Origin of the sequence: Psychrobacter pacificensis (assembly GCF_900101915.1) — a bacterium.
GTDB lineage: Bacteria > Pseudomonadota > Gammaproteobacteria > Pseudomonadales > Moraxellaceae > Psychrobacter > Psychrobacter pacificensis.
Map to the genome: position 1 here is coordinate 266231 of NZ_FNAL01000001.1, position 15224 is coordinate 281454.

Sequence of the window (15224 nt, forward strand, 5' to 3'; positions counted from 1 at the left end):
GTATAGTTAGATATATGGTTACAAAAAAAGTCACCCAATTGGGTGGCTTTTTTTATTTATGTATTGAGAAAAGTAAGTTATTTCATAAATTTATGAATCAATAATGTTATACTAGCCACCCAAACATTCTGTAAATTGACAGAATGTACATTAGCATAGCTATCTGTACGATGAATTTATCGGCATAGATATTTGATTATATTGAGATTTTCTGAGCGATAGCATTTATTGTGTATCATCTAAAATTCAATATTTATCTGATTGATGATAAGATTTTATCAAGCGGCGCTTATTGCTACTGCATTTTTTTAAGACGACACGAGCATTTTATATGGCGAACGATATCAAACACCTGCGTAACATTGCAATTATTGCCCACGTTGACCACGGTAAAACAACTTTGGTTGATAAATTATTACATCAATCTGGTACTTTTGGCGATCGTGCAAATATTGCTGAACGTGCAATGGATTCAGGTGATATTGAGCAAGAACGTGGTATTACTATTTTGGCTAAAAACACAGCCATTCGTTGGACAGATCAGACTTCAGGAACTGAATACCGTATTAATATCGTTGATACCCCAGGTCACGCCGATTTCGGTGGTGAAGTTGAGCGTGTGATGTCAATGGTTGATTGCGTACTTTTGGTTGTTGATGCTGTCGATGGCCCGATGCCTCAGACTCGTTTTGTAACGCAAAAAGCATTTGAACAAGGTCTAAAGCCGATTGTTGTTATCAATAAAATTGACCGTCCTGGCTCACGCCCTGATTGGGTAATGGATCAAATTTTTGATTTGTTCGATAATCTAGGTGCAACTGATGAGCAGCTTGATTTTCCAGTGGTTTATGCATCAGCGTTAAATGGTATTGCAGGTTTGGAAGCAGATGATTTAGCTGATGACATGACGCCACTATTTAAAACTATTGTTGATGTCGTACAGGCGCCGCAAGTTGATGCAGACGCACCATTCCGTATGCAGATCTCAAGCCTTGATTACAATAGCTTCGTCGGTGTGATTGGTATTGGTCGTATCCAGCGTGGTAAGGTTAAAACCAATACACCAGTTACTGTCATTGATAAGCATGGTAAGACACGTAACGGCCGTATCTTAAAAATCATGGGCTACCATGGCCTTGATCGTATTGATGTTGAAGATGCACAGGCTGGTGATATCGTTTGTATCACAGGTATCGATGCGCTTAATATCTCAGATACGATTTGTGATCCTAATAAAGTTGAAGCATTACCAGCATTAACAGTTGATCAGCCTACCGTATCAATGAATTTCCAAGTAAATAACTCACCATTTGCTGGTCGTGAGGGTAAGTTTGTCACGTCACGTAATATTCGTGAGCGTCTTGAGCGTGAGTTGATTCATAACGTTGCTCTGCGCGTGGAAGATACTGAATCTCCAGATAAGTTCAAAGTATCAGGTCGTGGTGAGCTTCATCTATCTGTACTTATTGAAAACATGCGCCGTGAAGGCTTCGAGATGGGTGTTTCAGGCCCAGAAGTTATCGTAAAAGAAGTTGATGGTGAGCTACAAGAGCCGTATGAAAACGTTGTCTTCGATATCGAAGAAGAGCATCAGGGTTCTATTATGGAGCAGATTGGTCTACGCAAAGGCGAGATGACCAATATGGAGCTTGATGGTAAAGGTCGTATGCGTATTGAAGCGACAGTACCAGCTCGTGGTTTGATCGGTTTCCGTTCTGAGTTTTTAACATTGACCTCAGGTAGTGGTATCATGACGTCAAGCTTCTCGCATTACGGTCCACAAAAGATCGGTGATGTGGGTGGTCGTTCAAACGGCGTATTGGTTTCTATGGCAAATGGTACTTGCCTAGGCTTTGCACTGTTTAACCTACAAAAACGTGGTAAGTTGTTTGCTGAGCCACAGCTTGAAGTTTATGAAGGTATGATCGTCGGTCTTAACTCGCGTAACGATGATATGACAGTGAACCCAACAACCGGTAAGCAGTTAACCAACGTACGTGCTAGTGGTACTGATGAAGCGTTGACGTTGACGCCAGCGGTTAAGTTTACGCTTGAGCAAGCGCTTGAATTTATTCAAGACGATGAGCTGGTTGAAGTAACACCAAAAGCGATTCGTCTACGTAAGCGTTATTTGACTGAAAGTGAGCGTAAGCGTCACGGTCGTAGTAAGAAAAATGCATAATATCGACAGTATAAACTATTCAATCTTTTAGAGCGTTGATTTTCAACACCAAAATTTAATGTCTTTTAGACATCGGAGTAGTTAAAGAATTAGCAGTATAGGGTGAGCTATAGTGGTTCACTTTATACTGCTTTTTTTTGTTGTAATTTTGAAAAAATAAATACAAAATGAACATTAGTTTTGATGTGTTCAATGATTAACGTTAGAGTGAAGTATGATACTGATTATATAAAATATCTATACGCCTATAGATAATTTTTGAGGAGAATACAATGAGTATGGTTTCAGAATTTAAAGAATTTGCTCTAAAAGGCAATGTGATGGACTTAGCAGTTGGTGTTATCATTGGTGGGGCTTTTGCTACCATCACTAAATCATTGGTAGATGATATCATTATGCCAATTGTCGCTTTCATTGTAGGGGGCGAGATTAACTTTAAAAATATGCTTTTGGTATTGGGTGATGTGCCTAATGGGGTTGCTATGACCTATGATGCACTCAAAGAAGCTGGCGTTCCTGTATTAGCATATGGTAGCTTCATCACTGTACTCATTAATTTTCTAATTTTAGCTTTTATTATTTTTATGATGGTTAGAGTAGTAAATAAAATGCGTCGTACGGAAGCTGTAGAGGAAGCTATAGTAGAGCCATCAGAAGAAGTACAGTTACTGCGTGAAATCAGTGCTAAATTGAGTAATACTCATATTGTAAAATAATAACGTACGGTTTAGTGGTAATAAAAAAGGCTAACTTTACGTTAGCCTTTTTTATTGTCTATTCACAAAGTCATATTTTGTGATTTATGCTAAAAACGATCAAACACAGTAGTTTATGGCGTGACAACCACGTAATCGTTAGTATTAATCAAAATCTCTGATGGTTGGTCAACGACAATACGCACAGTATTATTGTCAATAACTTGTGATTTATAATAGTTATCTTCAGCAACTGTACAGCCTAAACATCTTCCCATAGCATCCCAAGGCTCAACAAATAATTTTTGCTGCGCTTGATCGGCATTTCCACCGATAAGAGAGAAGGGTAGGCTCACGATATAGGCGGCGGTACCAGCCACAGCATTGACCAGTTGTAATGGTTTACCAACAATCGTATCTACTACCATCGTCTCATAAGAAGGGCCAAAGTCAGTTTCGTCTATTTCTATGGCTGCAAAAGTAGGTTGCATACTAGCAGCCATTAACGCTAAGGAAGTAAAGACAGGAAACAACTTTTGCTTAACTGCGCGTTTGTTTGTGGCTTTAACCGTCATAACGATATCCTAAAATTTACAATTAGTATGATTAATGGCTGCTGCTGTCTCCATATAGGAATATCGCGGCAACGACAGGTAGGGTAAGTATTACAGAAGAATAAATAGTGCGCACTATTTTTGTAAGCGCTAGCACTATTAAAGCAAGATGTACGCCAATAAGCAACAAGAATACATGGGATATTCTTATGTGAGTAAAAAAATATATCAAACTAGATTGTATTTATTTTGAAAATAGTAGCAGATTTGTCTTTAGTTAAGGTAAGAAATCATATGACCACTAATTAAGCTTAAGCTAACGGCTGACAATTTGGACAATAAACGCTGGCTCTACCATTGAGCTTAACATTTTCTAGAATGGTATCGCATTTTAGGCAATGCTCTCCTTGCCGACCATAAACATTTAAGGTCTGCTGAAAATAACCCGTTTGACCACTCGCGACTGTAAAATCTCGTAGCGTTGAGCCACCAAGTTCAATGGCTTTTTTTAGAATGTCTTTAATATGATCAACCAAAACAACAAGTTGGTCAAATGAAAGTTGGTTCGCTGGGGTAGCGGGATGTATGCCTGATAGGTAGAGGCTTTCCGTCGCATAGATATTACCGACACCTACCACGACTTTTTGTTCCATAATGACAGATTTGATAGCTCGTGCGATGGACTGTGTTCGTTTGGTCGATGGTTTTTTGTTAGAGCCTGTATTGTTATGATCTTTATCGGATAAGTTATTACGTTGAATAACGTTATAAAGATATTCTGCGGTAAAATCTTCTGAGAGTGGCTCAGGGCCCAAGTGGTCCAGTAATTTGCTGCCGTAATCTTCATACCATAATACTGAGCCAAATCGTCTTGGATCGTAATAATGTAGCTGAGACTTTGCATTTTCAGAATCCCTAAATACTACTATTAGATGATCATGTTTACGTTTGTCAGTGCCATAACTGTGCTGCTGTAAACTACCTGACATGCCTAAATGAATCAAAAGCTTAAGTGGTGCTACCATGGCATCATTATCATTAAGCACTGTGGGCAAAAATTTAAGAACAAGATATTTTGCTCGGCGTTCAACGCTATCTAACGTGTAGTCAGCCAGACTACTTAAGTCATCTGGCATCGCCCAACGTAGCTTGGGTTCAAAGACCTTTATATCAATCACCTGTTGTCCTAATAATGGTGCAAGGCTAGTCTTGGTGGTTTCTACTTCTGGCAATTCGGGCATGATGTTTTATGACAACTCTATTTTTGAGTGAATAATTGGTAGCTTAGCATTTCAACTAAGCCACAGCGCGACGAGCATGTAAGACACCGTGCTGTTGCTCTAGTTTCGCCAGTAACTTAGATAGATGCGCTAGCCCTGAAACCTCGATATGAAATTTCAAAAAGGCGATATTGTCATCGTTACTAAGCGTTTCAACTTTGCGGATATTGACGTTCTCTTTATCAATAATCTGTGTCAAATCACGCAACAGGCCGCGTCTGTCATACGCCTCTACGTGGATATCGACAGGCTGGTAGCGACCAGATTGTACTTGCCAAGCTGCCTCTATTTTGCGCTCAGGATCACGCTCGACCAAACGCAAATACTCAGGGCAACCGCGGTTATGAACGCTGACACCTCGCGATAAGGTAATGTATCCGGCAATTGGCTCACCATGTACAGGATGGCAGCAGCCTGCTAAATTGATTTCAATATTATCCAGACCGTCGATACGGATTTTGTAGGCATCGAGCTTGCTCGCATCTCTAGTATCGACGTGCGGTGCAAAGTTCTCTGGTGGTATCTCGGGTTCTAGATGCAGCTGCCGAGAAATATGGCTGGTTAGCTGGTTGAGACCGATATCACCTGTGACGAGCCCCACGATAATATCATCGGTCGTATTGACGTGGAAATGCTGGATATAGTCATTTAAGTCAATGCTATTGGGATGCACGGATAGGCGCTCAAGCTCTTTGCTAAGCATCTGACGACCTATTTCAATATTCTTATCACGGTCTTGTTTGTTGAACCATTGACGCAGTTTTGAGCGTGCGCGATTGGTATGAATATAGCCCAGTGAGGCGACTAGCCAATCACGATTGGGCTCACGCGATGCCTTAGTGATGATCTCAACTTGTTCCCCTGTTTTTAGCTGATAAGTCAATGGCACATAGCGCTGATTAACTCGGGCTGCCTGTGCACGGTTACCAACTTGGGTATGCACATAATAGGCAAAATCGAGAACGGTTGCACCTTTTGGTAGCTCGGTGATGTCGCCGTCACGGCTGAAAATATAGATACGCTCGAGCTCATCAAAATCAACGAGTTGTTCTTCTTCGTCAAGCTCCATGTCATCTAGCTCTTCGCCTGTCATGACAGCTGAGCGCGGCTGGTTACGGGTCTCGTTGTTAATAGACAGTAGCTGACGTAGCGAGCTGATTCTTTGATTTAAGTAATTGTCTTTTTTATTCTTCAGGCCTTCTTTGTAATTGACATGTGCGCACATGCCAAGTTCCGCCTCAAAATGCATCTCCTGAGTACGAATCTGCACTTCAAGCGATTTGTTTTCGGCAATGACGGCGGTATGTAGTGAGCGGTAGCCGTTTGACTTTGGGTTGGTAATATAATCGTCAAATTGCTCAGGAATATAACGCCACAAACCATGTACCAAGCCTAAGACGTGATAACAGTCTGAAGGATTATTGACCAATACTCGTAATGCACGAATATCATAAAGCTGGTCAAAGGATAAACCTTTGAGCTTCATTTTGCGGTAAATAGAATAGATATGCTTGACGCGTCCGGATACTTCGCCCTCAATGCCAGCATTCGCTAATGCCTCATTGAGCTTGTCTTCTACACGCTGAATATAAGACTCGCGTTCGCTTCGCTTTTCGGACAGTAGCTTGGCAATCTCTTTGTACCTATCGGGCGCAAGGTAGCGAAACGCCAGATCCTCAAGCTCCCATTTAAGCTGCGCGATACCTAGGCGATGCGCTAATGGGGCGTAAATAGTCATGACCTCACGCGCGACACGAGTTTGACGCTCTGGCCTAGAAAACGTCAACTCACGCATGGCAAAGGTACGCTCTGCCAACTTAATGAGTACCACACGCACGTCGTTGGTGACAGAAATGAGCATGCTATAAATATTTGATAGCTGGTCACGCTGATTATTGACGAAATGATCTTCTAAGCGTTTATTGCTCTCAATAATCTCTGAGAGTTTCCCCATTGCTAAAGTGTCTTTAACAAGGGCTAGGATATCCGCACCAAAATTTTTCTCAACTTCAGCAAGACTAATGATGGATTTGCGGGCACTGCGATATAGCATGGCAGCAACAAGCGCATCTTCATCTTGATAGAGATAGGTCAATATGTCTGTCATGCCAATACCAGTGACGTAAGCACCTGAGCGCTCAGATTCGCTAGTATTCATGTGACTACGGATAAACTCACAAGCAGCACTCAGATGAGGTACAGACTCTTGTCCGATACGCTTCGCCACATTGTCGAGCCAAGTGGGTACATCGATATTGGCTTGATCTAAATCAATGGATTCGAGCTCTTCATCTGAGAGCGTATAGGTGTTGTCCAGATACTCGTTTTCAAGCGCGGGATCGAGGCCATCATAAGTATGTGCCGCTGATCGATCAAACGTAGTATGTAGTTTGTGAGTTGACAGCTGGTATTTGATATCGAGAGGAATCTGGGCGTAGCTGTTGGCAGATTGGTGAGAGCGTTGGCTCGCTACCAATTGCGCCGCCAGTGTGGCACTGTCGGCCTGCGTGGTTTGTCCATCCACCAACGGCAACCCCTCACGAATTTTTACCATAGCCGACTCCTCTTAGCTATTTTGAATTGATTATAACCTCATCTACTATGCACACACTCTGAATGAACGATTCATAAAGTGCCAGCTATAAACCAATACAACTGCTAAAAATCTGATTTTTAGCAGCCATAAAATGCGCGTAAAATATATAAAGCTACGAGTACAAGTGCTGCTTATACGGCGATATACAGTATAAGAAGATTGTTTACTATTATCTCACTTTGAAAGGACAAATCAAGCGAGGCTCTGTAATGACTTTGGTTAATTATGTGAAATAGTCGTGAGCTATGGGCAAAATATTATCCAAGCTTGGTTTCAGTGTTGCGGTCATAATACGGCTACTTAAGAGGCTATTACGAATCATAAGATACGTATAAAAATCAGCTGTCTACTTTTTCAAAACGAGCGATAGACTCGACGTGTCCAGTATGGCAGAACATATCCATGACACCCGCATGCGTCAAGCGATACCCTTGCTCTAGTAATGCTTTGGTATCGCGGGCGAGGGTTGCTGGATTACAAGAAACGTAGACGATACGCTCAGCGTTGAATTTTGGCAAATACTGCATAATCTCCCAAGCACCAGAGCGCGGGGGGTCGATGAGTAAGGCGTCAAAACCCTGATTGGCCCAAGGTTTGTCAGTGCAATCTTTTGTCAAATCTTGACTATAAAATTCAGTATTGCTGATACCGTTACGACGAGCATTGTCAGCCGCACGCTTGGTCATGGCCTCACTACCTTCGACACCCACCACAGAACCTGTTTCACCAACGAGACGTGCTAGCGGCAGGCTAAAATTACCCAAACCACTAAACAGATCCAGTACTCGCTCACCTGCTTTTAAATCTAATAAGTCGCAAGCCAGCTTAGTCATTTGGCGATTGACAGATAAATTGACTTGGGTAAAGTCAGTAGGAATAAATTCAAAGGTCAAATCATATTCTGGCAGTTGATAATATAGGCGACCAAACTGCTCGCTTAGATCATCTGCCTCTGTCAAAGCGATACGTTCAATACTATCAGCGCCTTTTGACTGTAGATATAGCTGCCAATTGCGCGCTGCAAAGAATGCTTTTAATTTGTCTATATCAGCCTCTGACAGCGGCTCTAAGTGACGCACGATTAGTGCAACAGGTTGATTGCCGTCAGGCAATTCTGGCAATTGCTCACCCATCGCAAGCTCAAGCTGAGCAATCTTGTCACGGCTCTCTAACGTGCTGATGAGCGTCTTTAAGTTCTCAATTTCAAAACCGATGCGTGGGTCTAAGATATGGCATTCATTGAGCTCTGCCAAAAAGTTACTTGAGCGCTCACGAAAGCCGACCAGCGCGGTTTCTTTTTTGACGACATAGCGCACGCCTAGACGAGCCTTGGTGCGATAGCCAAGACGATCACCTACGACAGGTGCCAGCCAGTTATCAGGTTCTACATTGGCTTGATGCATGAGCATCTCAGCAAGTACGGACTGCTTAAAATTTATCTGCCCATCTGGCTGCCAGTGTTGTAAGTTGCAGCCACCGCAAACACCAAAATGTGGGCAAGGCGGCACAGCACGTTCAGGATTTGGATTGGCAGTGATGCTGATTGCATCGCCTTCTTCAAAGCTGGCACGGCTATTGGTGATTTTTACCAGTGCGCTTTCACCCGGTAGAGCAAAGCTTACAAATATTTTTTTGCCATGCTTATCTTCAGCATGGCCATCATCTACACCAAAACCATTGCCATAGATGGCTACGCCGCGACCATCATGTGACAAACCATCAATGTTAAATGGAATCGGCTCTGCATCTTTTAGACGACGGCGCGTTTTTGATGATGGCTTAGATTTTTTCTTGCTGGGTGGAATGGCAATCTTTTGGCTATCATTCGTTTGAGTAACACCGTTCTGCGGAGCAGAATTGGCTATTGAGGTTTTGGAGTCGGTGGGTTGCATAAACCTGCCTTAATAATAAATAACTATAAGAGGAGAATAACAAACTGCTAATAATACGGTTTCTATAATTTGGGTGCCGATGACCAGTCAGCGATGAACTCTTGATGTCTTGGGCTACCATCGGCTTGGGTATATTGTGCTAGATAGTCGTAGCTCTGCTGTTGCCAAGCATCAAAGTCTGGTGAGGACAGCTTTCCTGTCAGACGTAGCCAACGAAGATAGATGAGCCAAGTGTTCATCACATCAGACTCACAATAGATGGAGAGTGTCTGCCAATCACCACTACTGACGAGCGCGCCCACCATGCTACCATCAACGTCAGTTTTGCCCGGTAATCCATATAAACTGGCGACGATATCCATGGCTTCGCGGCGACTGGCACCGTACTGACTAAATCTGTCCATCAAATCAAGATGACGCGTATGGAAACGATTGACGTAGTTATCAAAGCGCATATTTTTGATACGTTCACCTTCTTCAAACAGCCATGGCGCTGATAAATCATATTGCATAGCGCGATATATCAGTACAGGTATGTCAAAACCTGAACCATTCCAACTGATGAGCTGTGGCAAGGTCTCAAGATCACTGAATGCCCGAAAAAACTTGGCAAGAATGTCTTTTTCGCTAAACTTATCCGCGGTCAATGAAAACAACGATAACTTACCATCCTTGATATACAGTGCCGAGATACAGACAATGCGCTGCAATGGCAAGCGCATAAAATCATGTCCTGCCTCCTGCATGCGGATGGCTGTCAGTGCGCTTAAGGTGTCTTCATCATTCAGTGCAGCCAACTGCGGATAAATACGCCGTGCGCCATCGATATCGGCGACCGTCTCGATATCGAAAACTAGTATAGGGTCGGACGGTAGAGCTTGTGACATAAAGAATCCTGCATTTTTATAAGCTTACTATGCTGCGTTATCTGCATCATTATCGATATGACTGTCATCAACATTGTATAAACCTGTCGATAAATAACGGTCTCCACGATCACAGACGATAAAGGCAATGACGGCATCAGGATTGTTTTTGGCGACTTGCGTTGCTGCCCATGCCGCTGCACCTGAGGACACTCCAGCAAAAATACCTTCAGTTTTTGCCAGTTTGCGCATGTAAACTTCAGCGATACGCTGATCGACATCCATGATCTCATCGACCAAGTCTGCGTCAAAAATACCCGGCATATATGCAGCAGGCCAACGGCGGATGCCAGCAATAGAAGCGTCTTCATCAGGCTGCAAACCAATGATTTTGACGTCTGGATTTTGTTCTTTTAGATAACGTGAGACACCAGTGATGGTGCCAGTGGTACCCATTGAGCTAATAAAGTGGGTGATCTTACCGTCAGTTTGTGCCCACAGCTCAGGCCCTGTGGTGAGATAATGCGCTTGACTGTTGTCAGGATTATTAAACTGATCCAGTACGATGCCTTTACCATCGGCTTGCATCTGCAATGCCAAATCACGCGCCGCTTCCATGCCTTCATCGACTTCAATCAACGTCGCGCCGTAAGCAATCATGGCATCTTTACGCTCTTGAGTAGAGTTGGTTGGCATCAGTAATGTCATTGGATAACCGCGCATCGCCGCGACCATAGCTAATGCAATGCCAGTATTGCCGCTAGTGGCTTCAATCAACGTGTCGCCGGGTTTGATATCACCGCGCTGCTCTGCTTGATAAATCATATTAAAAGCAGGGCGATCTTTTACGGAGCCTGCGGGATTATTGCCTTCTAATTTGGCTAATAATGTGGCGCCATTTTCGATATGCTCTTGTTCAGGTAGGCGCTGCAATTGAACCAATGGCGTTTGACCGACACAATCGGCAAGCGTGGTCACGTGAGTGATAAAGTTAGCGTTTGACATGGCCGTTGCGGACATAAGAAATCCTTATTTATTTTCTAAAATATTTTTTGGGCGATAGGCTGTGATCGAATCACTATTTTTTATTGTCTGATCATCATTTGAGACAAGCGTTTTGTGTATTGGCTTATAGTGACAGATAAACCAAAACTTAACGGCAGTAGCGTACGCTCTCATTCATCATGAGGGTAAACCATCTATTGTGGCAAATAAAAAGTTGCGTCATTATATCATTTTGTTGCTAGCTGCGCTTATTGCATAAAAGAATAATACTTGATGAAAGCGCCTTTTACTGGCAATTTTTTTAGGGACAAAAGCAGGTTTTATGGTGCCGCAACCATGCCGTTTAGTAACGTATGTATATTTGTTAGGTTTGCTTAAAGCCATATTGGTCAAAGTTTGTGTTTCATTCACCTTGAATGGGTAAACGTGATTTATAGAATCCTGTTAAGATAATCTTGAGCCATAAAAGGCGTATCATTAAAAAACAAGCTAGCAAGCTTAAGCATTTTTTATGGTAGCGTAGAGACCGTAACAAAATTCACAGACAGCATTTTCGTAGAGAGTAGAGCGAGCATGGCATATAAAAAACGTTTCAATACCAGCAGTGCCTATGGGCAGCTGATCCTATTGGTGTTTTTACCCATCTGCGTGTTGGCGGCGGTAGGGGGTATTTTGGTATTTCACGAAACCATGCGTGCGAGCGATTCAGAGCAAGAGGCACTGGCTGAGGCGGTATTGATTCGTTATACACCAGTCATTGCAGAGCTGATTCCTGATTTGTTGGAGCAAGAACGTCAGCAAGCAAAAAGCAGCACAGATAAGGCATCACAGAGTGCGATGACAACGCTCGAAAGCATACAGGATAAACTCGGGCGTATGCAGTCTGAGCAGCATGTACAGCGTATTGCTGTTATCAATGAAGGCAATCAAGTATTGGCGACCGTAGGCTATGGTCTGAACGAGAAATGGCCGCTAATCAGTGACTCAGCAAAGTTTTTATCGCAAAAACCAACGCCTGTAGGCACGGCATATGGCAGCGTGTTGGGTGAGTTTGAGGGGCAGACGTTGTGGCTACTGGTCGATATGGACAACGAGCCACTTTATATCGCCCGTTATCGTATTGCGATGGCGCTGGTGATTACCGGTCTGTTTACCATTCTGATTTTATTACTCAGCTTAAATATTTACTCAAAGCGTTGGATTGCACCTATCTATGAGCTGCGTTTGCAATTACAACGTACCCATGTTGATAACTTATATCAGCCTGTACCAGTAGAGTCAGATGGTGAGCTTAATTTATTACAGCAAGATTTGGTCAAGACATTTCGTCGCCTCCATAGAAGTTTTCAGGAGCTCAAGGATCATGCCGAGCAAACCGAAGACGATCTGCGTTTGGCATTTGATGAGATGGAAATGCAAAACATCTCTATTCGAAATGCGCGTGATGCTGCCATCTCAACCAGCCAAGCCAAATCCGCATTTTTGGCCAACATCAGCCACGAGCTGCGCACGCCGTTGAACAGTATCGATGGCTTTATTAACTTATTAGCGCGTCACGGTGAGCTCAATCCTGAACAGGATTTATACGTACAGACTATCCGCAAATCCTCAGCTCACCTACTTGCCTTGGTCAATGATGTTTTGGATTTCTCTAAGATTGAGGCGGGCAAGTTGGTGCTTGATCGTCATGAGTTTGATTTGTATGACACCATTTATGATGTGGTTGATATGCTCTCTCCTGTCTCTGCGGAGAAAGGTCTACGTATGGCTGTCTTGTTCTATAACGACGTGCCCATGCGTATCAATGGCGATGCGCTGCGCCTCAAGCAGGTATTGACCAATATCGTGGGGAATGCCATCAAATTCACAGACAGTGGCGATGTGGTCGTACGGGTCAGCTTGGACGATCATCGTGATAACTATCTGATGATCAGTGTGCAAGACAGTGGTAAAGGCATTTCGCTTGCTGACCAAAAAATGCTGTTCCAAAGCTTTAGCCAAGGTGATCCGTCAATCACGCGCCAATATGGTGGTACGGGGTTGGGTCTGGTTATCTCCAAACAATTAACGCGTCTCATGGGCGGCGATATCGGCTTTCATGACAACGCTCAAGAGAACATCGCCAATCAAGGCGCGACGTTTTGGTTCCGTATGCCAGCCCATGTCGATGTGCTAGAGGCACCAACTGGTCAGACCATTGAGCTGCCAGTATTGGCACCGCTTGCAAGCGAGACTGATGAGTTCAACGTCTTGGTTTGGATCAGTCATACGGCCTCAATACAAGTGTTGAAGGCCAGCTTGCAGTACTTACCGATTAAGCTCACTCAAGCCAATTCATTGCCAGGGGTGCTTGAGTCGCTCAAAGAGCATGGCAACTTTTGGGATTGGGTCATCGTTGATGATGATACGCAAGACGATATGATGGCGTTACTCAAGCAAATCCGTCTCCATTATCAAGGCAAACTTGCTGTGTTTGGCTATCAAGTGGCGGCTGACCAAGCGCTGCTTAACCGCTATCAAGCCAATATCTTGTATGAGCCATTGGACAAAAGACAGCTATACGCAATGCTTGATACACAAAATCGCAGTATGCCAAAGAGCTTACAAGAGCCGCGCTGGAAAGGGATTACCGTGCTGGCAGTTGATGATCATCTACCAAATCTATTGGTGCTTGATGCGCTATTGAGCGAGCTTGGCATACAAGTCATTACAGCGAGTAGCGGCTTTGATGCCATAGAAATTATCAGTAAACAGCAAACCAAAAATGTCAAATCTGCTAAAAACGATAAGCAAAGTCTGTCGAATAAAACGCAACTCTCAAAAGCCGAGACACGCGATGAGGTCAATAAAAAATCCAGCACCTCCCTGTATGCTGAAGAGAGTGCAAATGACGATAAAACAGCTACTCAAGATAAAAATCATATCGATTTGATATTTATGGATATCCAAATGCCGCGTATGTCAGGTCATGAAGCAGCGAAGCAAATTCGGAGCATTGAAGTGGCTGATAGTCGTATTCCTATTATCGCCTTGACAGCCCATGGCCTAGCGGATGAGCGTGATAAGCTTATCGCCAGCGGTATCAATGACTACGTTGGCAAACCAATTAGCCAACCTCAGTTATTGCAAGTACTCCAAAAGTGGCTAGGCCGGAAAAGCATCACACCGCAAATAACGGCATTGGCTGATACTGATTTGCAAGCTTCTAATTTGCAAAGCATCGATTTACAAAATACCGACTCCGAAAATATACACCTCACAGAACAATCGACGCCGCTCTCGGATCAAAAGACCGCCATTTATCCGATGGTCAAAGACAACGAACGCGTTCGTAATAGGACTGAAATCACAGAACCGCCAAAAGTCACTCGACCATTATCACTGAAAAAAATCCGTGATGACTACTTGCGTGACAGTCAGCCACGTGACGATTATAGACGAGAGACCACCCGTGAGAACCAGCCTCGCTATGAGAGCCTACGTTTACACAAGCAAGGGCAAGAATCATTATTGTATCCACCAAAAGAATCGACAGATAATTCTGATAAAGACATAACAGCGAATATGGATAAAAGGCTATATGAGCAAACGGATCACAACCTCCATCAAAAAAACCTCAGTACAATGGATACGTCTGATATTTTAGACTGGCAAGATGCACTTACCCGCTCAGCGAACAAACCTGATTTGGCAGCCAAGCTCATCATTATGATGCTCGATACGATTAACGAGGAAAAGCAAGCACTGACTCAAGCTTGGGAAGCTCGTGATCGTAACTTGTTGGCACAAATTGCCCATCGCATATTGGGCGGCAGTCGTTATACAGGAGTGCCGCAGCTTCGTCAGGCCAGCCAAGACTTAGAAGATAAATGCCTATTGAATGTACAGCATACCACGCCTGCCCAGTTTGCAATGATTGAGCCATATTATGAAGCGCTATTGACCGCACTGAATAATTTACAAAACGTGGATTTATCGGCTTATCCTCAGCTCAACTATCATCGTTTGAGCGAAAATGACATGACGTGGAAAATGATTTAGAGCAGGTAATCGAACCGTTATTGTGAGATGGATTAAGTGAATTGTATACGATACCGATCACTAGCAGCCAGATAATGTGCGAATATTAAAAGGCAGACGCTTGATACAGTATC

9 protein-coding genes are annotated in these 15224 nt (G+C 43.4%); 3 read left to right on the top strand and 6 right to left on the bottom strand.

Annotated elements, in window-relative coordinates; translation table 11 throughout:
• Window positions 1-331: 331 nt before the first annotated feature.
• Together typA and mscL are read left to right on the top strand one after the other, a co-directional pair.
• The gene (gene typA, locus BLR43_RS01155) at window positions 332-2182 is read left to right on the top strand and encodes a translational GTPase TypA (RefSeq protein WP_093067749.1); all 1851 of its coding nucleotides are present in this window, start codon (window positions 332-334) and stop codon (window positions 2180-2182) included.
• Between the two features lie 272 nt (window positions 2183-2454).
• Complete coding sequence (gene mscL / locus BLR43_RS01160) at window positions 2455-2898, top strand: large conductance mechanosensitive channel protein MscL (RefSeq protein WP_093067752.1); 444 nt, start codon at window positions 2455-2457, stop codon at window positions 2896-2898.
• A gap of 113 nt (window positions 2899-3011) precedes the next feature.
• Here mscL and BLR43_RS01165 read toward each other — a convergent pair whose 3' ends face one another.
• The 6 genes from BLR43_RS01165 to cysM all read right to left on the bottom strand — a co-directional run bounded on the left by BLR43_RS01165 (window position 3012) and on the right by cysM (window position 11070).
• A complete protein-coding gene (locus BLR43_RS01165; protein ID WP_093067758.1) occupies window positions 3012-3452 on the bottom strand; it encodes a hypothetical protein in 441 nt (146 codons plus the stop codon).
• Between the two features lie 290 nt (window positions 3453-3742).
• On the bottom strand, window positions 3743-4672 hold the full coding sequence (mutM, locus tag BLR43_RS01170; protein ID WP_093067761.1) for a bifunctional DNA-formamidopyrimidine glycosylase/DNA-(apurinic or apyrimidinic site) lyase: 930 nt from the start codon (window positions 4670-4672) through the stop codon (window positions 3743-3745).
• Window positions 4673-4727: 55 nt separating this feature from the next.
• A complete protein-coding gene (locus BLR43_RS01175; protein WP_071002292.1) occupies window positions 4728-7265 on the bottom strand; it encodes a RelA/SpoT family protein in 2538 nt (845 codons plus the stop codon).
• Between the two features lie 380 nt (window positions 7266-7645).
• Window positions 7646-9199 carry a 23S rRNA (uracil(1939)-C(5))-methyltransferase RlmD gene (gene rlmD / locus BLR43_RS01180; protein WP_083328877.1) on the bottom strand — a complete coding sequence of 518 codons (1554 nt, stop codon included), beginning with the start codon at window positions 9197-9199 and terminating at the stop codon, window positions 7646-7648.
• Between the two features lie 62 nt (window positions 9200-9261).
• Window positions 9262-10086, bottom strand: coding sequence for a 3'-5' exonuclease (locus BLR43_RS01185; protein ID WP_093067765.1), 825 nt, complete (start codon window positions 10084-10086; stop codon window positions 9262-9264).
• A 27-nt stretch (window positions 10087-10113) separates the two neighbouring features.
• Complete coding sequence (cysM, locus tag BLR43_RS01190) at window positions 10114-11070, bottom strand: cysteine synthase CysM (RefSeq protein ID WP_201587605.1); 957 nt, start codon at window positions 11068-11070, stop codon at window positions 10114-10116.
• Window positions 11071-11643: 573 nt separating this feature from the next.
• Between cysM and BLR43_RS01195 the strand changes: the two genes are divergently transcribed.
• Window positions 11644-15111, top strand: coding sequence for an ATP-binding protein (locus BLR43_RS01195; protein ID WP_093067772.1), 3468 nt, complete (start codon window positions 11644-11646; stop codon window positions 15109-15111).
• Window positions 15112-15224 lie beyond the last annotated feature (113 nt).